The 19,593-nt window shown below is 71.9% G+C and carries 14 protein-coding genes; 8 read left to right on the top strand and 6 right to left on the bottom strand.

Annotated elements, in window-relative coordinates:
• Positions 1 to 6: 6 nt before the first annotated feature.
• From GH740_RS06200 to GH740_RS06190, 3 genes are all read right to left on the bottom strand, one after another.
• A complete protein-coding gene (locus tag GH740_RS06200) occupies positions 7 to 3,630 on the bottom strand; it encodes a CDP-glycerol glycerophosphotransferase family protein (RefSeq protein WP_172978315.1) in 3,624 nt (1,207 codons plus the stop codon).
• A gap of 91 nt (positions 3,631 to 3,721) precedes the next feature.
• A complete protein-coding gene (locus tag GH740_RS06195) occupies positions 3,722 to 5,023 on the bottom strand; it encodes an O-antigen ligase family protein (protein ID WP_367640864.1) in 1,302 nt (433 codons plus the stop codon).
• The gene (locus GH740_RS06190) at positions 5,020 to 6,438 is read right to left on the bottom strand and encodes an O-antigen ligase family protein (RefSeq protein WP_153745216.1); all 1,419 of its coding nucleotides are present in this window, start codon (positions 6,436 to 6,438) and stop codon (positions 5,020 to 5,022) included. The genes GH740_RS06195 and GH740_RS06190 overlap by 4 nt, the downstream gene beginning before the upstream one ends.
• Before the next feature lie 190 nt (positions 6,439 to 6,628).
• Here GH740_RS06190 and GH740_RS06185 point away from each other — a divergent pair, with 190 nt between their 5' ends.
• The 4 genes from GH740_RS06185 to GH740_RS06170 all read left to right on the top strand — a co-directional run bounded on the left by GH740_RS06185 (position 6,629) and on the right by GH740_RS06170 (position 12,849).
• Complete coding sequence (locus GH740_RS06185; protein ID WP_153745215.1) at positions 6,629 to 6,949, top strand: WhiB family transcriptional regulator; 321 nt, start codon at positions 6,629 to 6,631, stop codon at positions 6,947 to 6,949.
• 74 nt (positions 6,950 to 7,023) lie between these two features.
• Positions 7,024 to 9,978 (top strand): glycosyltransferase family 2 protein, encoded by a 2,955-nt coding sequence (locus tag GH740_RS06180; protein WP_153745214.1) that lies wholly within the window; start codon positions 7,024 to 7,026, stop codon positions 9,976 to 9,978.
• On the top strand, positions 9,975 to 11,354 hold the full coding sequence (locus tag GH740_RS06175) for a DUF5719 family protein (protein ID WP_153745213.1): 1,380 nt from the start codon (positions 9,975 to 9,977) through the stop codon (positions 11,352 to 11,354). Before GH740_RS06180 ends, GH740_RS06175 begins: the two co-directional genes overlap by 4 nt.
• A 76-nt stretch (positions 11,355 to 11,430) precedes the next feature.
• Positions 11,431 to 12,849: an HNH endonuclease signature motif containing protein gene (locus GH740_RS06170; protein WP_153745212.1), complete on the top strand. Its 1,419-nt coding sequence runs from the start codon at positions 11,431 to 11,433 to the stop codon at positions 12,847 to 12,849.
• A gap of 33 nt (positions 12,850 to 12,882) precedes the next feature.
• On the opposite strand, the gene GH740_RS06165 is transcribed toward GH740_RS06170, so the two are convergent.
• Positions 12,883 to 13,317, bottom strand: a complete 435-nt coding sequence (locus tag GH740_RS06165) for a metallopeptidase family protein (protein WP_172978314.1) — start codon at positions 13,315 to 13,317, stop codon at positions 12,883 to 12,885.
• 116 nt (positions 13,318 to 13,433) lie between these two features.
• On the opposite strand from GH740_RS06165, the gene GH740_RS06160 reads away from it, so the two are divergent.
• Both GH740_RS06160 and ahcY read left to right on the top strand, forming a co-directional pair.
• Entirely contained in the window at positions 13,434 to 13,640 is a 207-nt protein-coding gene (locus tag GH740_RS06160) for a DUF3499 family protein (RefSeq protein WP_153745211.1), read from the top strand.
• Positions 13,641 to 13,672: 32 nt separating this feature from the next.
• Entirely contained in the window at positions 13,673 to 15,145 is a 1,473-nt protein-coding gene (ahcY, locus tag GH740_RS06155; RefSeq protein WP_153745210.1) for an adenosylhomocysteinase, read from the top strand.
• Between the two features lie 165 nt (positions 15,146 to 15,310).
• Here ahcY and GH740_RS06150 read toward each other — a convergent pair whose 3' ends face one another.
• On the bottom strand, positions 15,311 to 16,984 hold the full coding sequence (locus tag GH740_RS06150) for a tannase/feruloyl esterase family alpha/beta hydrolase (RefSeq protein ID WP_153745209.1): 1,674 nt from the start codon (positions 16,982 to 16,984) through the stop codon (positions 15,311 to 15,313).
• A gap of 139 nt (positions 16,985 to 17,123) precedes the next feature.
• On the bottom strand, positions 17,124 to 17,960 hold the full coding sequence (locus GH740_RS06145; protein ID WP_153745208.1) for an RDD family protein: 837 nt from the start codon (positions 17,958 to 17,960) through the stop codon (positions 17,124 to 17,126).
• Positions 17,961 to 17,977: 17 nt separating this feature from the next.
• Here GH740_RS06145 and GH740_RS06140 point away from each other — a divergent pair, with 17 nt between their 5' ends.
• Together GH740_RS06140 and GH740_RS06135 are read left to right on the top strand one after the other, a co-directional pair.
• Positions 17,978 to 18,973, top strand: a complete 996-nt coding sequence (locus GH740_RS06140) for a stage II sporulation protein M (RefSeq protein ID WP_153745207.1) — start codon at positions 17,978 to 17,980, stop codon at positions 18,971 to 18,973.
• Between the two features lie 168 nt (positions 18,974 to 19,141).
• Entirely contained in the window at positions 19,142 to 19,591 is a 450-nt protein-coding gene (locus GH740_RS06135) for a Fur family transcriptional regulator (RefSeq protein WP_253941271.1), read from the top strand.
• Positions 19,592 to 19,593: the final 2 nt, after the last annotated feature.

Genomic DNA, 19,593 nt, shown 5'->3' with positions numbered 1-19,593 from the left:
CGCGGCTCAGGCGTCGCCGCGCACACGGAACACGCGGTCGATGAGCCGCTCGGTTGCGTGGCCGTCCTCGAGCGGCATGTAGAGCGAGCGGAAGCGTTCGCGTTCGGTCGCATACCGGCCGCCGACAGCTTCGTCGGACGCGAGGGATCGTGCGACATCGGACGTCGAACTCAGCCATGGGCCGGGCGCCGTCGGCTCGTACGGGACCATCGGGTCGCGCCCGTCGAAGTACCGATCCCGGTCCGGGTTCAGGAACAGCATCGGCTTGTCGGTGAGCGCGTAGTCGAAGCGTAGTGACGAGTAGTCGACGACGGCGGCATCGGATGCCAGGATCAGGTCGTTCACGTCCGGGTACGCCGTCGCGTCGATGCCGGCATTGCCGACGACCGTCGTCGCGCCGGCGCGGGCGTTCATGACGTGGCCGCGACTGATGATCGTGTAGTCGGGGCCCAGTGTGTGGGCCAGGGCGTCGACGTCCAGAAGCTTCGTGGCCTCCGCGCGGAACTCGCCCCGGGACAGGTAATCCCGGTAGGTGGGGGCATAGAGCACCACCTTCTGGTCGTCGGCCACGCCCAGCCGCGCGCGCGTCCGATTCCGGATGTCGACGCCGTCCGCAGACAGCAGGACATCGTTGCGCGGGTATCCGATCTCCAGGAACTCTCCCTGCCAGCCGAGGTCGGTGGGCAGGAACTCCGCGAGCAAGGGCGTCGCGTACGGCGCGGGGGACAGCAGGTAGTCCCACTCGAGGGCCCGCCGGTAGAAGGAGTCCACGCGTCGCCGCGGCAGCCGGGTCTTCTGCCAATGCCGGCGGCCGGCCAGTTTGAACGGATACCCGTGGAACGTCTGGATCACGACCTGGCCGGGCTTCTTCTCGAACCAATCGGGCTGGTGCACGTTGACCATGACGTACTTCGCCCGGGCGAAGGCATCCCAATACTCGGCACTGCCCTCGAGGATGGGGGTCGCGCCCTCCGGAAGGACGACGTCCAACCCCTTGACGGCCCACAGAAGCTCGAGGTCGGTCCCCTGTGCGCGCAACTGCTCGTGGACGGCTTTCGAGGTGTCGTTGGCACTGTCTCCGTACAGGTTCCGGAAGAGCACGGCGTGCCGCAGAGGCGCCGTCGCCCCGCGATAGCGTCTGCGCAGCTGCTCTTGGTGGAACGGATTCAGCTCGTGCACACTCAGACGCGGCGCCACGGTGACCACGAGGGTTCCCGTCCTCACCTGCGGCGCATACGTCGCATCCGCGCCCTCGAGCACCAACGGCATGCGGGCCAGCAGTCCGCGCGCGGCCTCCAGGACGACCTCATCGCCGCGGGCCACCATGAGGTGCAAGGTCCAGTCGCCGGTCGACCAGGGGCGGAGCGACCCGGTCCGCCACGGATCGCGATGCAGAGGGAAAGCGAGCCGGTGCACGGCGCCGTCCCGCGTGATCTCGGCGGCGATATGGACTCCGGCCTGCTCGAGGACGGCGCCTTCCACATCGTCGGCACCCCGGATGTCGATGACGAGCGTGTCCCCGGTGACGGTCACATCGGTGCAGCCGACGGCCTGCTTCCTGCGCCAGACGATCGCGTTCCCGGCGGGGATGAGTGAGCGGCGCGATGTTCCGGCGTCAGACGGCGCCATCCACAACCGGCCGGCGTCGTTCTGCACCAGCGTCACCGGCTTGTCGAAGGAGACGGCGTCGTATCGGTGCGGCGCCCCAGGGGCCAGTACCGGGAGGCGGTCATCATCCCGGCCGAGCTCGAGGCGGCACGCCTGCGGGCGCGGATGGCGCTTGAGACGGGGCAGGGTGATCGTTGCCGTCCCGGTCCGCGCGCCGGGCGCGCTGCGGACGATCTCGCCGGTGGCCAGAACACGACTGTTCCGGGACTCGTCGTCGATGAGCTGGATGTCGCCGACCGACGGCGGGGCGTCGACGGCGAGGGTGAGGACGCGGCCGCGGCGCGTCATCCCGGTCACCGCCCCCGCCCACGCGACGACGTCGAGCGTGGCGTAGCCCCGGCGATCGGCATGCAGCTCCGCGGTCAGCAGCGGTGCAAGCGAGAGTGCGCCGGTCGTCGCCGGCGGCGCACCGAGATGAAGGAGGCGTGTCCGCGCGACACCGGCTGCGGTCGCCGTGATCAGGATCGAATACGTCGTGGGCACGCGCGGAAGTGACGTGGCGTCAATCACGACGTCGAAGTGATGCGCGGTGGCATCGACGTTCGGGGTCGACATCCGGATGCCGGACAGCGGGTCCGGCCGTCGTGTCACGGTCAGAGGGATTCGTATCGGCAGCGTGCTCCCCACCAGGTCCGCGGTGACGGTGAGTGGGTCGCTGTCGAGGTTCGTGATCGACGCCCAGAGGGTGAGGTCGAGCGTACCGTCGGCGGTCCACTCGGCCCGCGTGACCGCGGAGCGCAGGCGGGTGTCGAACGTGCAGCGCTCGAACTCGTCCTGGGGCACCCCGGAGTCGGGGTCGGCGAAGAAGGGAAGGTCGGCGTAGACCCGTCCGTCGTCCACCACCGACGGGACGCGGTGCTCCTCCCAGCCGCCGAGCGCCAGGAAGCGCTCGGCGTCGCGTCGGCGTCCCTGGCGGATGAGCGAGTACAGCACCTTGCTGCGCGCGGGGATCGACGTGCGGTCGATGGAGTCCGCAGCGTCGAACAGGGTGTCGATGGCCGCCTTGAGGTTCTGCCACGCTTCGGCGGTGAACGAGGGAAGCTCGGGGAGGGGGTGCGAATAGTCGTTGGCGAGCAGCTGGCCGACTCGGACCGCGTACGCCTGCGTGAATCCTGCGTCGGCGAGAGCCCGCAGCGAGTCAAGCGCCGCCTGGAGGTGGTCCCGGACGTTGCGGGTCTCGGTGTACTGCTGAGAGATCGAGGTGCGGTCGCCACGGATCCGCCACAGCACACCCGGCTCCGAGAGGATGTCGAAGCTCTTGGCCGCGGCGTACGCCCGTGTCGATGTCGCCTGGTCCTCGTACAGCACCCCCTCGGGGAAGTCCAGTCCGGTGCGCGTCCAGAACTCCCGACGGTAGACCTTGCTCCACGCCACCATGTTCACGAGGATCTCGGGATGGCTGTCAAGGGTCGCCCGGTGCTGCTCCCGTTCGTGGGCCTCGTAGATCCACGCACCCGCCGCCCGGACGACGGATCCGTCCAGCCGGGAGTACGGCGCCACCGCGAAATCCGACCCGGTGCGGTTCAGAGTGCCGATCGCCGACGTGTACGCCCACGGGTTGATCTTGTCGTCGCTGTCGAGGAACGTGAGGAACTCGCCCCGCGCGTGACGGGCGCCGGTGTTCCGGGCGGCACCGAGGCCGGCATTGGCCTGCCGCACGATGCGGATCGCGGGATTGCGCCATTGAATGGAGCGCACTATCTGCATGCTCGCGTCCGGTGAACCGTCGTCGACGATGATGATCTCGATGTTCCGGTAATCCTGGTCCAGGAGGGAGCGGACGGCGCCTCGGACGTACTTCTCGACGTTGTACACGGGCACCACGATGCTGAGCAGACCCCTGCGGGCACCGGGAATCCGCAGCAGCAGACCGATGGATCTGACGATGTGGCGTATCCATCGCCCGGCGATGCGGAACGGCGCAACGGCGATTCGGCGGCGGTCGGGCGATTCTTCGGGCATACGGAGACTCTCCAAGGGGTGTGGACCAAGCAAGTCTAAGAGCACCATTCCGGGGCCGACCGAGCCGATTCCCAGGCGGCGGGGGTACGGATCACCGGCGGGGCGGCAGCGTCTCCGCGCTTTCCACGGCATCCAGCCGTTCCCGCCACGACCGGGACTGCCCGGCCCGCACGAGGCACACGACGAGGATCAGCCAGCCGGCGCCGAACAGCGCGAAGCTCTCGAACAGCGAGTTCACGACGAGGGTCACCAGGATCAGCGGCGTCCACGCGTACACGATCGAGCGGCGTTCTGCCGCGACCAGCCAGGAGCGGATGACGGCGATGCCGACCATCGCCATGAACAGGAACGTCCCCACCCAGCCGATCTGCAGCACCAGGTCGGCGTAGGCGTTCAGGGCGGTCGTGTACTGCTTGCCGAGGGAGAAGTCGATGGCGACGAACGGATACTCCTCGCGCGGCCACGGCCCGAACCAGCCGAACCCCTGAACCGGGTAGAACCGCACATAGAAGGAGAGCACCCGCCACAGGTTCGCGCGGATCGAGAAGTCGGGACCGGCCGCCGCGATCAACTGGTGACGGAACACGTACGCGGCACTGAGTCCCAGCACCACCGCCGCGCCCAGGCTCCACTGCAGCGTCATCCGGTTGTGCGGCCGCGCGTGCCGCACGAGTGCGAGCGCCGCGACGGCCGCCCCCACCGCGGCGGCCAGCGCGAGCACGGTGGGGGAGCGGCTGAGCACGGCCATGACGCCGCCCACGGCCACCGAGTACACCGCGACCCCGGGCCGCACCGAGGAGGTGCGCCACTCCACCACGAATGTGACCAGGGCCAGCACCGCGACGAACCCCAGCATGTTCCGGCTGCCGAAGATGCCCTCCACCGGCCCGAAGCGCGCGATGTTGCCGTCGATGCCCAGCCAGTGCACGGGCTGTCGCATCAGGATGCCGATGAGGATCTCCAGCCCCAGCGAGATCGACAGCAGCCAGCGCATCACGTCGCCGAGCGCGCGCGCGGTCTGCAGCGTGTCGCGGACGTGCCCGATCACTATCGCCAGGAACGCCACGGCCACCTGGGACACCCATCCCACCACGGTGTCGGACGGCGAGACGCTCCAGAACACGCTGATGATCGTCCAGCACAGGAACACGACGAGTGACACCGGCAGCAGCCGCCACAGCGATATCTCACGGCGGCGGGCCACCAGCATCCCGAGCCCCACGACGCACAGCCCCGCGACGATCGTGACGTACGTCACCAGGCCCGCCAGCCACTGGATCGCGTGCCCGGAGAACACGGTGCCGAGCGTCGCGAGCGTGAAAGCCCGGGCCAGGCCCGCCGACCGGAGCATCTCGGGCAGCCAGTGGGACGGGTGCTCGGCGGGACGGCTCACGCCGGCGCCCCCGGACCGCCGTCCGCGACGAGCTCGCCCCGCTCTATCGCCACCCGCTGCTCGGCGGGCCCGACCCCCACGTGCGGGGACTGCTTGATCTTGAAGGCGAGCATCACCACGAACATCCAGCCCCACAGCAGCAGCGGCTCGGACTCGGCGATCCCCTGCACCACGAGCACGGCGGCGATGAGGGTGGGCGCGAGGCTCAGTGGCGAGTACGGGCGGTCCGCGCGCAGATCCCAGCGCGGGCGGTCAACCGCGAAGAACCACGTCCGCCACAGGAACGCCAGATACAGCAGCGCCATGATCACGACGCCGATCACGCCCAGCTGCAGTGCGACGTCGATCCACATGTTGTGCGCCTGCATCACCGACTGCCCGTGGTCGACGATCCACCGGTCGAAGTGCGGGTCGAACGGCAGCCACGGCGTCGCGAAGCCCCAGCCCACGACGGGCCGCTCGCCGACCCGCTCCAGCACCGCCTGCCAGATCCGCTCGCGCCCGGTGAGGTCGGCGGAGCGGCCGAGGGCCGTGAAGACGGTGTCGCGCAGCAGCCACGCGGTGAGCGCGCCGCCCACACCCACAACGGCGAACAGGGCGTAATAGAGGGTGCGCCGGGCGGGCGTGGGCGCCGTGCGCATCAGCAGCACCGTGACGAGCACCAGCAGCGCCATGACCGCCGACAGGTACACCGTCGCCGACGACCCGCGGTACATCAGGTACGCCGCCAGCACGATCCAGGCCACGAAAAGGGGCCGCCGCGGCGCCCCCGCGGCGATCCGGACGGCGAACACGATGATGCCGACCAGGGCGACGATGGCGAGCAGGTTCGCATTGCCGAAGATGCCCTGGATGCGACCGCCGTTGAAGAGGTTCCCGCGGCACCAGTACACGATGGGGTCGGCGGCGCGCTGCGCGGGGATCACGAACTCGGGCAGCAGCGGGCCCCGCACGAACACCGCCACGGCCAGCTCGAACAGGATCGACAGGCCCAGGCACCACTTCACCGCCGAGCCGATGGTGCGCAGGATCTCGCGCCACGTGAGCACGGCCGCCACGAAAAGGCCCTGCATCGTGGTGAGCACCAGCAGGCCCCACGTGATCGCCGTCGTCGCCGGCCACTGCGACCACACCACCGACAGCGCCGCCCACACCAGGTACGCCATCGGGAACCACGGCACCCGCCGCCAGTTCACCGGCGGCCGCACCGCCACCCAGAGCACGAGCGAGACGACGCTCGCCGCCACGGTAAGTGCGCTCGCGGCCACCGCGCCGATCGCGTTCACCCACGACACGCCGGACAACGCCAGGAACAGGACGACGATGCACCAGCCGCGCAGCAGGATGTGCCGCGTCTTCTCGCGCACCGGCGCGCTCGGCGGCGCCGACACCGGATGCTTCGAGAGGACGGCCATGGTGGGATTCAGGGTACCGTGCGCGTCCGCTGTGACCCGGTCGTTACCCGACGGCGGCACTCTCCGGCGCGTCGTGAAGGTTCAACGCGAAGATGAGGCTTTACGATCTGCGACTTGACCATTCTGAATGACACCTGTGTAATTATCAGCAAGCGCGTACCGCGTGGGGGGAAGCAGGTTGGAGAACGAGATGACGGGCGCATCGTACCGCTCAGGCGTTCCCGCAGATTGGTTCGTCGATCCCATCGAGCTGGGGGTGCCGGGCATCCGGCGCCCTGTCGAAGAAGACAATCCGCTCGCATGGCAGGCCGACGCACTCTGCGCACAGACAGATCCGGAGGCGTTCTTCCCTGAGAAGGGGGGATCGACTCGGGATGCCAAGAGGATCTGCGCGTCGTGCGAGGTCCGGGCCCAGTGCCTCGAATACGCTCTGCAGAACGACGAGCGCTTCGGGATCTGGGGCGGTCTCAGCGAGCGCGAGCGTCGCAAGCTCAAGCGTCGCGCGAGCTGAGCGGACTCCGGCGGGCCGCAACGGCGGCGCGTCGGGCGGGAACCCGGCGACCGCTCGCCTAGGCTGACGAAGCCATGCCCGCCCGAGTTCACGCCATCCTCGTCGTGCGTCCTGACGCGCGCATCCCGGCCGCACACCGCCTGGAGCGGATGCTGGCGGCGCTGACCGCGCAGACGCACCCCATCCAGGTGCTGACGATAGTGCTGTGCGGCGAGGATGCCGACGCGGCCGCGTTCGCGCAGGCATCCCGGGCCATCGTCCTCACGGCCGGACGGACGACCGGGTTCGCGGACGCGGTGGCGCTGGCCACCCGCCGGCGCGAGGGCGACGCGGTGTGGCTGCTCGCGCAGGACACCGTCCCCGAGCCGGACGCCCTCGAGCACCTCGCCGACGCGCTCGAGATAGCGCCGTCGGTGGGCGTTGTGGCGCCCAAGCTCGTGCGCTGGGACGACCGCGCGCACATCGTCTCGCTGGGCGCGTCGATGACCGCGTACGGCCGCACCGTCGGCCTCGCCGACGGCGAGTTCGACCAAGGGCAGCACGACGCGACCGAGGACGTGCTCGGCTCCGACGTGCGCGGCATCCTCGTCCGCGCGGACGCGTGGGAGCAGGTGCAGGGGCTTGACCCGGCCCTCGCCGGCGCGGACGAGGGCCTCGACCTCGGCATCCGGATCCGGCTCGCCGGAGGGCGCGTGTGCGTGGTCCCGGCCGCCCGGGTCGCCGTGCACGGGGACGGCGTCGCGGGACTGCCGGGGCTTCCGCCGGAGCGGACGCTGCACACCTGGTACGTGCGCCGCCGCGCCCAGTTGCAGCGCCGGCTCGCGTACGCGCCGCCGGTCGCACTGCCGCTGCTGTGGCTCGCGACGGCGCCGATAGCGCTGTGGCGCACTATCGTGCAGCTGGTCGCGAAGACGCCGGGCCGCATCCTGCCCGAGTGGGGCGCCGCGCTCGTGGCCGTGGTCCGGATCGGCGGCATCGTCCGCGCCCGGGCCCGGATCCGCCGCGCGCGGAGCGTGGCGTGGAGCCAGCTCGCGCCGCTGCGGGTCACTCGGGACGAGCTGCGCACGGCCCTGCTGCCCGACCTGGACGTCGCGCACACCGGCACGCGGCGGGGCGAGCTGCGCTTCTTCGCCGGCGGCGGCGCCTGGGTCGTGCTCGCCGCCCTCGTGGCATCCCTCGCCCTGTTCCCATCGCTCCTGGTCTGGCCGGCCCTCGGCGGAGGGGCGCTCGCCCCGCTGCGCTCGACGGTCGCGCGGCTGTGGGCGGACGCGGGGTACGGGCTGCGCCCGATCGGACTCGCGCAGGTCGAGCCCGCCGATCCGTTCTCCGCGGTGGTCGCGGTGCTCGGCACGCTGTGGCCGGGGGATCCCTCGCGGGCACTCGTCGCCCTGTGGCTGCTGGCCCTGCCGCTGGCCGTGCTCGGCGCGTGGTTCGCCGCGACCCGGATCACCGACCGGTCGATCCTGCGCTGCACCGCCGCCGTCGCCTGGGCGCTCGCGCCGACGTTCCTCGCCGCGCTCGGCCAGGGCCGCCCCACCGGGGTGCTCGTGCACCTCCTGCTGCCGTGGCTGCTCTACGCCGGCTGCGTCGCGCACCGCTCCTGGGGCGCCGCGGGCGCGGCATCCCTTCTGTTCGCGGCGGTCGTCGCGTGCGCACCCTCGCTCGCGCCCGCCCTCGTCGCGCTGTGGGTCGTCCTGCTTGTCGTGATGCTCACGGTGCGGCACGGGCACGGCGCTGCCCGCGTCGCGTGGGTCGTGATCCCCGCCGTCGTGCTCGCCGTGCCGCTCGTGCTGCGGCAGCTCGGCGCGCAGAACCCGTGGGCGCTGCTCGCCGACCCGGGTGTGCCCTTCGCCGGCGCCCAGGTGAGTGCGGATGCGGCCGGCCGCGCGCTGCTGGCCGCCGGATCGCCGACCGCCGATCCGGGCGGGTGGGGCGCGCTCCTGACCGGCGGCGCGTTCGGGCCGTGGGTGGCCGGGATGCCGGCGGTGTGGATGCTGCTGCTCCTTGCGCCGCTGGGAGCCCTCGCCCTGCTGTCGGTGTTCACCCGCCGCTGGCTGGCCGGGGGCGCGCTGCTGCTGGTGGCCGCGCTCGGCATCGTCACCGCGTTCATCGTCGTGGGCGTCGCGGTCAGCGTCGCGGACGGCGCCGCCGTCCCGATCTGGCCGGGCACCGCGCTGAGCCTGGCCTGGGCGGGCGTGGTCGGCGCCGCTGCGCTGACGCTCGACACCGGCTTCGCGCGGCATCCCTCCGCCGACGCCGACCGGGCGCTGCCCGCCGGGCGCCCCAGGGTGCTCGTCGCGACGGCGCTGATGCTGGCGCTCGGCGTGTTCGCGCTGCCCGCGCTGACAGCGCACCTGCGCGGCGCGTCGGCGCTCACCGACGGGCCGGCGTCCACGCTCCCGGCGTTCGTGAGCGCCGAAGGGCACAGCCGGCCCGACACCGGCACCCTCGTGCTGCAGCCGCTGGCCGGCGGCGGCGTCGGCGCGCGCGTGGTGTGGGGCGAGAGCGCCACGCTCGGCGGCCAGTCCACGGTGCTCGCCACCCGCACGGCCCTCGACGCTCACGATCGGCAGCTCGCGAACCTCGCCGGGGACCTCGTCAGCCCCAGCTCGTCCGATGTCGTCCAGCGCCTGGAGGCCGACAGCATCGGGTTTGTGCTGCTGGCGCCCGCGGACCAGACCGCCGACCCGGCCCGCGCGCTGCGACTGACCGCGGTCACCGCGCTGAATCAGCGCGCCGGCCTCGACTCGGTCGGCGACACCGACAAGGGCACCCTGTGGCGCGTGACCGGGGGCGTGGCCGAGCGGGCGGAGGCCTCGCCCGCGGTGATGTCGCTGGCCCGTGCGATCATGCTGTTCCAGCTGATCGCCGTGGGCGCCGGCCTGCTGCTCGCCGTGCCCACGGGGGCCTCCCGCCGTCGCGCGCGGTACACGTCGCGCGTCGTCGGGCGACGCGAGGCGGACGCAGTGGCCGTGGCGGCATCCTTCGCCCCCGCGGACGAGGCCGTCGACGAGGAGGACGCGGCATGACCCGCTCGGCGAATCTCCGCACCGCGGCCCGGTACACGGCCGGAGGCGCCATCGCCGTGGTCGCCCTGGTCGTGGTCGGCGGGGGCGTCGCGCTCGGCTGGATGCCGCGGACGGCGCCGGCGCCGTCGGTGTCCGTCGCCCCCGTGGCCGCGGATGCGGTACTGACCTGCCCGGGGCCGCTGCTGGCCCTGGCCCGCGACGCGCACTCGGCCTCCGGGATCTCGGTCGCCTCCGGCGAGGATGTCACCGCCGGCGGCGCCCTGCGACGCGACGTGCTCGCCACCACCGGGGTGCCGGGGGAGTCCGGCCCCACCAGGCTCGAGGCGCCCGCGACCGGTCGCACCGTCCCCGCGGCGGCGGGCGCGGCATCCGCCACCGTCACTGCGGAGGACCTCGCGGGCTTCGCCGCCGCCGCGTGCACGCCCGCCCTGATGGAGTCGTGGCTCGTCGGCGGGTCGACGTCCACGGGAGCCGCGGACCTCGTGCTGCTGGCGAATCCGGGGAAGGTCACCGCGACCGTCGACCTGACGTTCTACGGCGTCGACGGGCCCCGGCACCCGGGCGCGGGATCGCGTATCATCGTCGCGCCTGGCACGCAGCAGGTGCTGCCGCTGGCGGGGCTCGGGTTCGGCGACGAAGCGCCGATCCTGCGCGTGACCGCCACGGGCGCGCCGGTGCGCGCCGCGCTGCAGTCGAGCATCGTGCGCGGCCTGACGCCGGGCGGGGTCGACCAGGAGGGCGCCATCGCCGCCGCCGCGACCACGCAGGTCATCCCCGGCGTGCGCGTGACGGCGCCGACGCCCGACGCCCCGGCCGTCGTGCGCCTGCTCGCCCCCACCGGGGCGACGACGGCGACCGTGACGGTTCTCGGCGCGCGCGGCGCGGTCGGATCGGCGATGACGGTGCCGCTGAAGGCCGGCGCACCTGTGGAGGCATCCCTGCCCGCGCTCGCGCCCGGTTCGTACACCGTCGTCGTCACCGCGGACCAGCCCGTGGTCGCCGCAGTGTGGCAGGCGACGGGGACCGGCGCCGGCGATGACTTCGCCTGGATCCCCGCGGCCCCGCAGCTGGCGCCGGCAGTGGATGGTTCGTTGTTCGCGGTGCCGGCCGGACCCAGCCCGGCCCTCGTCGTGACGCCGGCCGGGAAGGACGCGGTCGCGGTGTCGGTCGCGCCCGCGGACGGGGGGACCGCGACGACGGTTTCCGCTGCCGCGGGCCGGGCGACCGTCGTCCCGCTGGCGGCGGGACGCGCGTATCGCATCGCCCTCGATGGGGCGGCGTACGCCGCGGTCGCGTTCGCCGGCGACGGGGCGCTGGCGTCGTACCCGGTGTGGCCGCAGAACGCGGCATCCGCGCCGGTGGTCGTGTACCCGTAGAGGCGTTTCCGTCACCTGTGGATAACTCCCGGTCAGACCCGCTTTCATGTCGGAACCCCCGAGTTGAATGGGGTCCATGGAAGCACTGACGCAGCGACTGGGTGGCCTGACCGAGGCCCTGTCCTGCGTGGTGCGCGAGGCGCTGGGCGGGAACGCGTTGGCAGCGGCATCGGACGATGAGCTGCTGGGCGTGCTGGCGAGCGCGTCCGAGCTGTCGCGGCTCGTCGACGCGATCCTCGTGGAGGCCACCGGCCACATCGGGGCGCGGGATGCCGCGGCCGATCGGCTGGACCGGATCGCGACCGGCGCGGGATGCCGGGATCTGAACGAGCTTCTGCGGCGGGCGACCCGCTGCTCGGCCGCCCGTGCCACAGAGCTGGTGTGCGCGGCGCGCGGCATCCATCGTCCCACCGCACTGACGAGCGGCCAGGCCCTGCCGGCACGGTATCCGCAGCTGCGGGAGGCGTTGACAGGCGGCGCGGTGTCGGCCGAGGCCGTCAGCGGGGTACTCCGCGTACTGGAGCAGGCGCTGCCGGCCGCGACCGCGGAGCAGCGGCTGGCCGCGGATGTCGAGCTTGCGGCCGCCGCCGCGGGAACCGGTCCGGAAGGCGAGCCGCCGGCCGGGGCGGATGAGCTGCGGTGGCAGGCGCAGGTCTGGGCGCAGGTGCTCGATCCGGACGGCGCCGAGCCGCGCGAGGATCGGGCGCTGCGCGTGCGCGAGGTACGGCTCGGGCGGGCGCGGGACGGCGTCGTGTCCCTCCGCGGGAACCTGCTGGTGGATGTCGCGGCCCAGCTGCAGCTGCTGTTCGACGCGATCGACAACCCGAAGCGACGAGGCCCGGTATTCGTCGAGGACCCGGAGGACGACGATGCGCCGATGCTGCAGGCCGACCGGCGCACGACGGGCCAGCGGCGGCATGACGCGCTCGCGGCGATCCTGGTCGCGGCGGCCGGATCCGCCGACACGCCGAGTCTCGGGGGAGCGGCGCCCACGCTGACGGTGGCGGTGCGCGCCGAGGATCTGCAGGCGGGCGCCGGGTATGCGCACATCGACGGCGTCGACGAACCCGTCTCGATGCACGTCGCACAGCACATCGCCTGCTGTGGCCGGATCGAGCGGGTCACGTTCGACAGCTTCGGAAGGATCCTCGGCATCCAGGTTGACGACCGGATCTTCACGCCCTACCAGCGTCGGGCCATCGCTCTGCGCGACGGGGGATGCGTCATCCCCGGCTGCGACATCCGCGCCGCGTGGTGCGAGATCCACCACGTCGAGGAATGGGCCGCCGGGGGAAAGACGTCGACCGACAACGGTGTCGCGCTGTGCTGGTTCCATCACCGCACGATCAGCACCAGCGGGTGGGAGATCCGGATGGTCGGCGGCGTGCCGGAGGTGCGCGGGCCAGGCTGGTGGGATCGCCGTCGCCGATGGCGGCCCGCCGGGCGGCATCCCGCCTGGATGCGCGCACCCGTCGCGGCGGCACGGACGGGGTGAGGGACGGGGTGGGCCGGCCCGTCGGCGTGGTGCTCAGAAGTCTCGGAACCGCTCCGGGCCGAGATCCCAGGGGTCGCGGCCGAGGTACTCGGCGGCGGCGCGGAACACGCAGCCCTCGATCTCGACCCGGCGGTGCAGATCGTCGCTGCGGTGCAGGTGGCTGAGCCGTTCGATCGGGATGCGGAACATCACGATCCGCTTGTCCTTGCGATCGACGAGCCAGCGCGGGATGCCATCGTCGTCGGACGCCGCGGGCATGTCGGCGATCTCGAAGCGCACGTCACGCAGCTCCTCCCACGCCGATCGCAGGAACTCCGCCGTCGTGCCGACGGTGAGGTCGAACTTCTCGTACCGCGACTCGAGCGGGGGCAGCGGCGGCCGGACCACCGGGCTGCGACCCTCGCGGCCGTGGCGCCCGTGCCGCGTCGGGGCCCGCCGCGCGCTGGCCTGGATCCGCCGCCGCATCATGCGTCCATCCTAGGGTCGGCGCGCGAGCCGGGATGGTCCGACCACGCGTGCCCGGCGGTGGTTTGGGCGCGCCGGTCGGCGGCACGGCGGGGAGGGACCGCTAGCGTGGAAGGCAAATGCGCCAGAGACTGTGCTCCAAGGTCGGATGCTCCCGTGAAGCGGTGTCGACCCTCACCTACGACTACGCCGATCAGATGGCCGCGATCGGGCCGCTCGGCCGCGCCGGCGACCCGCATGCCCACGATCTGTGCGCCATCCACACCGAGCGGCTCTCCGTGCCCCGCGGCTGGGTGATCGTCAAGCACGAGACGCTGCAGCTGTAGGCGCGTGCATTCCCGCGTGGGAGAATGGCCGGATGCCGACATCCCTGCCTGAGGCTCCCGCACGCCCGCTCGACTACCGCGTCGCCGACCTGTCGCTCGCCGAAGCGGGACGCCACCAGCTCCGGCTCGCGGAGAACGAGATGCCCGGGCTCATGGCCCTGCGTGAGGAGTTCGCCGGCTCGCAGCCGCTGAAGGGCGCCCGCATCGCCGGGTCGCTACATATGACCGTGCAGACGGCAGTGCTCATCGAGACCCTCGTCGCCCTGGGCGCGCAGGTGCGCTGGGCCAGCTGCAACATCTTCTCCACCCAGGACGAGGCCGCCGCCGCCGTCGTCGTCGGCCCGCACGGCACCGTTGCCGAGCCGCGCGGCGTGCCGGTGTTCGCGTTCAAGGGTGAGACCCTCGCCGAGTACTGGGACCTCGCCGACCGCATCTTCGACTGGTCGGCGTCCGGGTTCGACGGGCCGAATCTGATCCTCGACGACGGGGGAGACGCTACCCTCCTCGTGCACAAGGGCGTCGAACTCGAGAAGGCGGGCCGGGTGCCGGATGTCGTCGCGTCCGACTCCGCCGAGCACGGCGTCATCCTCGACCTGCTCCGCAGGAGCCTCGCCCGTGACCCGCAGCGGTTCACCCGCATCGCCGACGGACTGCTCGGTGTCACCGAGGAGACCACCACCGGTGTGCACCGCCTGTACGAGCTGGCCGCGTCCGGAGCGCTGCTGTTCCCGGCGATCAACGTCAACGACTCGGTGACGAAGTCGAAGTTCGACAACACCTACGGCATCCGGCACTCGCTGCCGGACGGGATCAACCGCGCCACCGACGTCCTGATCGGCGGCAAGGTCGCCTTTGTCGTCGGCTACGGCGACGTGGGCAAGGGCGCCGCCGAGGCCCTGCGGGGGCAGGGCGCGCGCGTCATCGTCAGCGAGATCGACCCCATCTGCGCGCTCCAGGCGGCGATGGACGGCTTCCAGGTGACCCGGCTGGAGGATGTCGCCGACCAGGTCGACATCCTCATCACCGGCACCGGCAACAAGAACGTGGTCACCGTTGAGAACCTGCTGGCGCTCAAGCACCTCGCTATCGTCGGCAACGTCGGTCACTTCGACAACGAGATCGACATCGCCGGGCTCGAGGCGCTGCCGGATGCGGTCAAGGTCGAGATCAAGCCGCAGGTGCACGAGTGGCGGCTGCCGAACGGGCGCAGCGTCCTCGTCCTGTCCGAGGGGCGGCTGCTGAACCTCGGCAACGCGACCGGGCATCCGTCGTTCGTGATGAGCGCGTCGTTCACGAACCAGGTGCTCGGCCAGATCGAGCTGTACACGAAGCACGACGCCTACCCGACCGGCGTGTACACCCTGCCGAAGGTGCTCGACGAGAAGGTGGCCTGCCTGCACCTGGACGCGCTCGGCGTCCGCCTGACGACGCTCACCGACGAGCAGGCCGCCTACATCGGCGTGCCCGTCGAGGGACCGTACAAGCTCGACCACTACCGGTACTGAGGCGCGCGAGGCTCCGCGCCGGGCCGTCGGCGATGCGCGCGAGCGGAGGGCTTTCGCGCCGGCGGAGGGCGATCCGCTCCCGGATGCCCTCCGCTGGGCGCAATGCCCTCGGCTCGCCGGCCGGCCGGATGACGATGCGCGCGCGGCCGGCGCGGCGTCCCGGCCTCAGGGCGTCACGCAGGTGAAGCTCGACGCCTTGTCGGGGTTGTGACCGGTGAACTTCGGCCACGACGGGTACTCGCACAGCGGCCGGGTGCGGCCGTTGTTGGCGGCGTTCGCGTCGATCGTGTGCAGGTGCGTGGGCGCCTTGTGCTTCTCGACCCAGTTCATGAGCGCCGGCAGCGCGTCATACGTCACGCTGTACGGCCCGAACCCGTGCGAGAAGCCGGGCATCGTGTAGAACTTCAGGAACGAGCCCAGTCTGCCGCCGAAGGCGGCCGCCTGCCGCTGGTAGAACTGGATCGTGTTCTCGGGCGAGATCCCGTCGTCGGCCAGACCCGTCGTGAGGATCATCTTGCCGCCGCGCCGGGCGAACGTGGACAGGTCCACGCTCGTGCTGTCGAGTTGCTCGCCGACCTTCTGGATCCGGTCCGCCCACTCGTTCAGGTTGAACGTGCGGGTGTCGTAGTTCGGGTCGCGGGTGACGATGTTCGTCGCCAGGGCGTTCAGCACCGAGTACTGGAACGCCTCCTTTCCGCTGGCCGGGTTGGCCGGCTGCGAGACGGTGCCCAGGGTGAACACGGTGTACGTGCCGCCGTACAGGATCGGCGCGCCCGCGGCCACCGCGTTGCCCTCGATCGGGAACCCGATGTTGTGCGGGCTGGCGATCTCGGTCACGGCGCGGATCTGCGCGTCCGACAGGCACGTGTCACCGGTGTCGGCACCCGCCGCGCAGCGCAGCGTCGTGACGTCGAATGTCTGCTGGCATGCCCGGACGTTCGAGATCACGCCGTCGCTGAGCCCGTCCAGGCCATCGCAGGCCCGGTACACCGCCTTCACGAGCAGCTGCGTCTTCGCGGGGTTCAGCCAGCCCGCCCCGCCGTCGGCGTACAGCGCGTCGCGGTACACGGATCCGATGCCCGCGTGCATCATCGCCACGTTGTAGGACGGGGTGCCGGCCACGACGCCGTCGTAGTCCTTCGGATACAGGCCGGCCGCGTTGATCGCCTCGTGCCCGCCCTGCGAGAACCCGATGAAGTAGAAGTACTTCGGCGTCGCGCGGAACGTGCGCTTCATCAGCACCATCGCCACGTCGTGGGTCTTCTTGATCGATTCGGTGCCGTAGTTCGCGAGCGCCTCGTCGTTCAGGCCGAACGTGGAGTCGAACCCGCCGCTGCCCTTGTGGCCGCCGTCCGAGCCGAGCGTCACGAAGCCCTGCTGCAACGGCGTCTTCTGTCCGGCCGGCTGCAGCGGGTACGTCCCCAGGCCCGTCACGAGGGACCCGTCGTATCCGCCGCCGCCCAGCTGCAGGGCGCGGTGGTTCCAATTCGCGGGAAGGTTCACCTGGAACTCGATGGGTGGCGCCTGCGGGTCGACGGGCAGGATGTCGCCCACCACCTGGCATTGCCCGACCCGTCCGTCGACGACCCACGTCGTCTTCGTGACCGTGGCCCCGGTGGTCGGCAGCCCGATCTCCTTTGCCGGCACGGAGGCGTCGGCCAGCCCATCGCACACGCGCTCGGTGATCGACGTCTTGGCGCCGTTGCCGGGGTGCCCGGCGTCAGCGTGCGCGGCGATGCCGCGGGCGGCGGCGGGTGCGGCGGCCGAGGCCCATCCGCTGATCACCCCGCCGGTGAGCAGTACGGCGCTCAGCGCCGCGATGACAGCAGTCCTTCTCATCGCCACTCTCCCTCGATCTGGCTGTGCCGGACGGCATCTGTGCCCGACCCTGGCCAAGCCTGACCGGGCTTGTCAACGAATCCGAGATGAGGGTTGCATGAGAACCCGGCAACCGCCGGCGCGGCGCCGCCGGGATCGCTCAGCGCTGCGGGAAGCCGCGCGGGCCGGCCGGCGTGCGCGCGACGAGCCCGGCCACCCGGTCGTCCTCGAGCCGAAGCGCGGCGTACTCCCGCTCGCGGCGCACCGCCACGACGGCGCGGACAAGTGTCTCGGCATCCGTTGCCGGCAGCGGCGACACGAACGCCGCCACCTCGTCGGCGAGGGATGCCGCGAGCCTGGCTCGTGCGGAGGGCTGCATCCGCTCCGCCTGCCGGACGAACTGGGCGCAGCGGCGCGCCAGCGGATCGGGCAGGCGCGTGACATCCGCGACCTGCGCCCACTCGCCCAGCGCCGCCGGCAGCCCCGGCGCACTCGCCGGCAGCGCGGGCGTGCGGGTGCGCTGGCAGTATGTGCCCGCCAGCAGGTCGCCCAGCCGCTGCGACCGGGGCGTGAAAGCGCCGACGAGCGCGGCCAGGCCCCCCAGCGTCATCCAGATCTCCAGCACCCCGACCAGCGCCCGGATCAGCGCCTGCCGGAATCCCGCGGCGCCGCCGTCGGCGCGCACTATGCGTCCCCCGACCGCGAGCCGTCCTATGCTGCGGCCGCGGCTGAGCGTCTCCACCGCGGTCGGCAGCACGACGGTGACGAGCACGATCATGAGGATGCTGAGGATGCTCGAGACATCGGTGCCGATGATGTCCTCGCCCAGCATCCAGCCCGACACCCACGCCAGCAGCAGCATCCCCGCCACCGCCACCAGCACGTCGATCAGCGTGCCGAGCGCCCGCAGGAAGAACCCCAGCGGCTGCACGTCCAGCGCGACGGCCTCGCCGGTGAGCACCTCGTCCGGCACTATCGCGATGGGTTCGACGGCCATGACCTACAGTGAACCACATGGACCTCGACGCGCTGGCGGCCGCCCGTCGCACCGAGTGGGACAGGCTGGACGAGCTCAGCCGCGCCCGGCGCCTGCGCGGCCGGGAGGTCGACGAACTCGTCATCCGGTACCGCGCCGCGTCCGCGGATCTGGCCGACATCAAGACGAGTGCCGGCCGCACTCCGCTCGGTGACTACGTGTCCACGATCCTCGCCCGCGCCCGGCTGCGCCTGACCGGCAGCGGCACCGACACGCGCGGCGCGCTGTCGCGGTTCTTCCTGCACCAGCTGCCCGCCGCGCTGTACCGGCTGCGCTGGACGACGCTCGCGGTGGCCCTGGGCTTCGCGGTGATCGGGTCGCTCGTCGCGATCTGGATCGCCTCCGATGCGAGCGCGCTGGCAGCCCTGGGCAGCCGCGCGGACCTGGAGTACTACGCCGAGCACCGGTTCACCGGCTATTACCGGGAGAACCCCGCGGCAGTGTTCGCGGGCACGGTGTGGACCAACAACGCGTGGATCGCCGTGCAGTGCGTGCTGTTCGGCATCACCGGGATCTGGCCGTTGTACATCGTGATGCAGAACGCCGTGGGCGTCGGCACCGCCGGCGCGGTGATGACAGCGCTCGGGCACGGCGACGTGTTCTGGCAGTTCATCGCCCCCCACGGGATGCTGGAGCTCACGAGCGTGTTCGTCGCGGCCGCCGCGGGACTGCACGTGTTCTGGGCGTGGGTCGCACCCGGCCGGCGCCCCCGTGGCGAGGCGCTCGCCGCGGCCGGACGGGCCCTGGTCACGGTCGCCATCGGGCTCGTGTTCTCGCTCGCCCTGTCCGGCGCCGTCGAGGGGTTCATCACGCCGCAGCCCTGGCCGTGGCCGGTCAAGGTGCTGCTGGGGGCGCTGGCGCTCGCGGTGTTCCTGTTCTACATGCTCGTCGTGGGGCGCCGGGCGGCGCGGTCGGGGGAGACGGGGGACCTCGCCGAGAGCGAGGCCGGCACGCCGCGACTCGTCGCGGGATAGCGGGCTCGGCGCCGGATGGCCCGGCTCGGCGCGGGATAGCGGGTCCGGGGCGCATTCCGGCGGTTGGGGCGTAGTTCTGCAGTCGTATCTGCAGGGATGCGCCCCGAACCGGAAAGGCGTGGGGTCCAGTAATTTTGGTTTGATCAAATAAAAGGTAGGATGGGAGGCATGCCCGCCTCCGAACCCGCCCTCGAGCCCGCCGCCGCCATCCGCGGGGCGGGGCTGCGCGTGACCGATTCGCGCAGCGCGGTGTTCACGGCGCTGCGCGAGCACCCGCACTCCAGCGCCGACGACGTGTACGCGCGCGTGGCGCCCGCCCTCGAGCACCCGAGCCTGCAGTCCGTGTACAACGCGCTGAACGACTTCGCCGAGGCGGGGCTCGCCCGCCGCATCGAGCCGGCCGGTCGGCCGCAGCTGTTCGAGCTGCGCGTGGGCGACAATCACCACCACCTCGCCTGCACGGAATGCGGCGCGGTCGCGGATGTCGACTGCGTCGTCGGCGAGGCGCCGTGCCTGGCGCCGTCCGACACGCACGGATTCCGGATCACCGAGGCCGAGGTGACGTTCTGGGGCGTGTGCGCCGACTGTGCGGCCGCCCAGGACGCGGCATCCAGCTGACT

Source organism: Microbacterium sp. SYP-A9085 (genome assembly GCF_009649635.1).
GTDB lineage: Bacteria > Actinomycetota > Actinomycetes > Actinomycetales > Microbacteriaceae > Microbacterium.
This window is presented reverse-complemented; position numbering and strand designations above follow the sequence as displayed.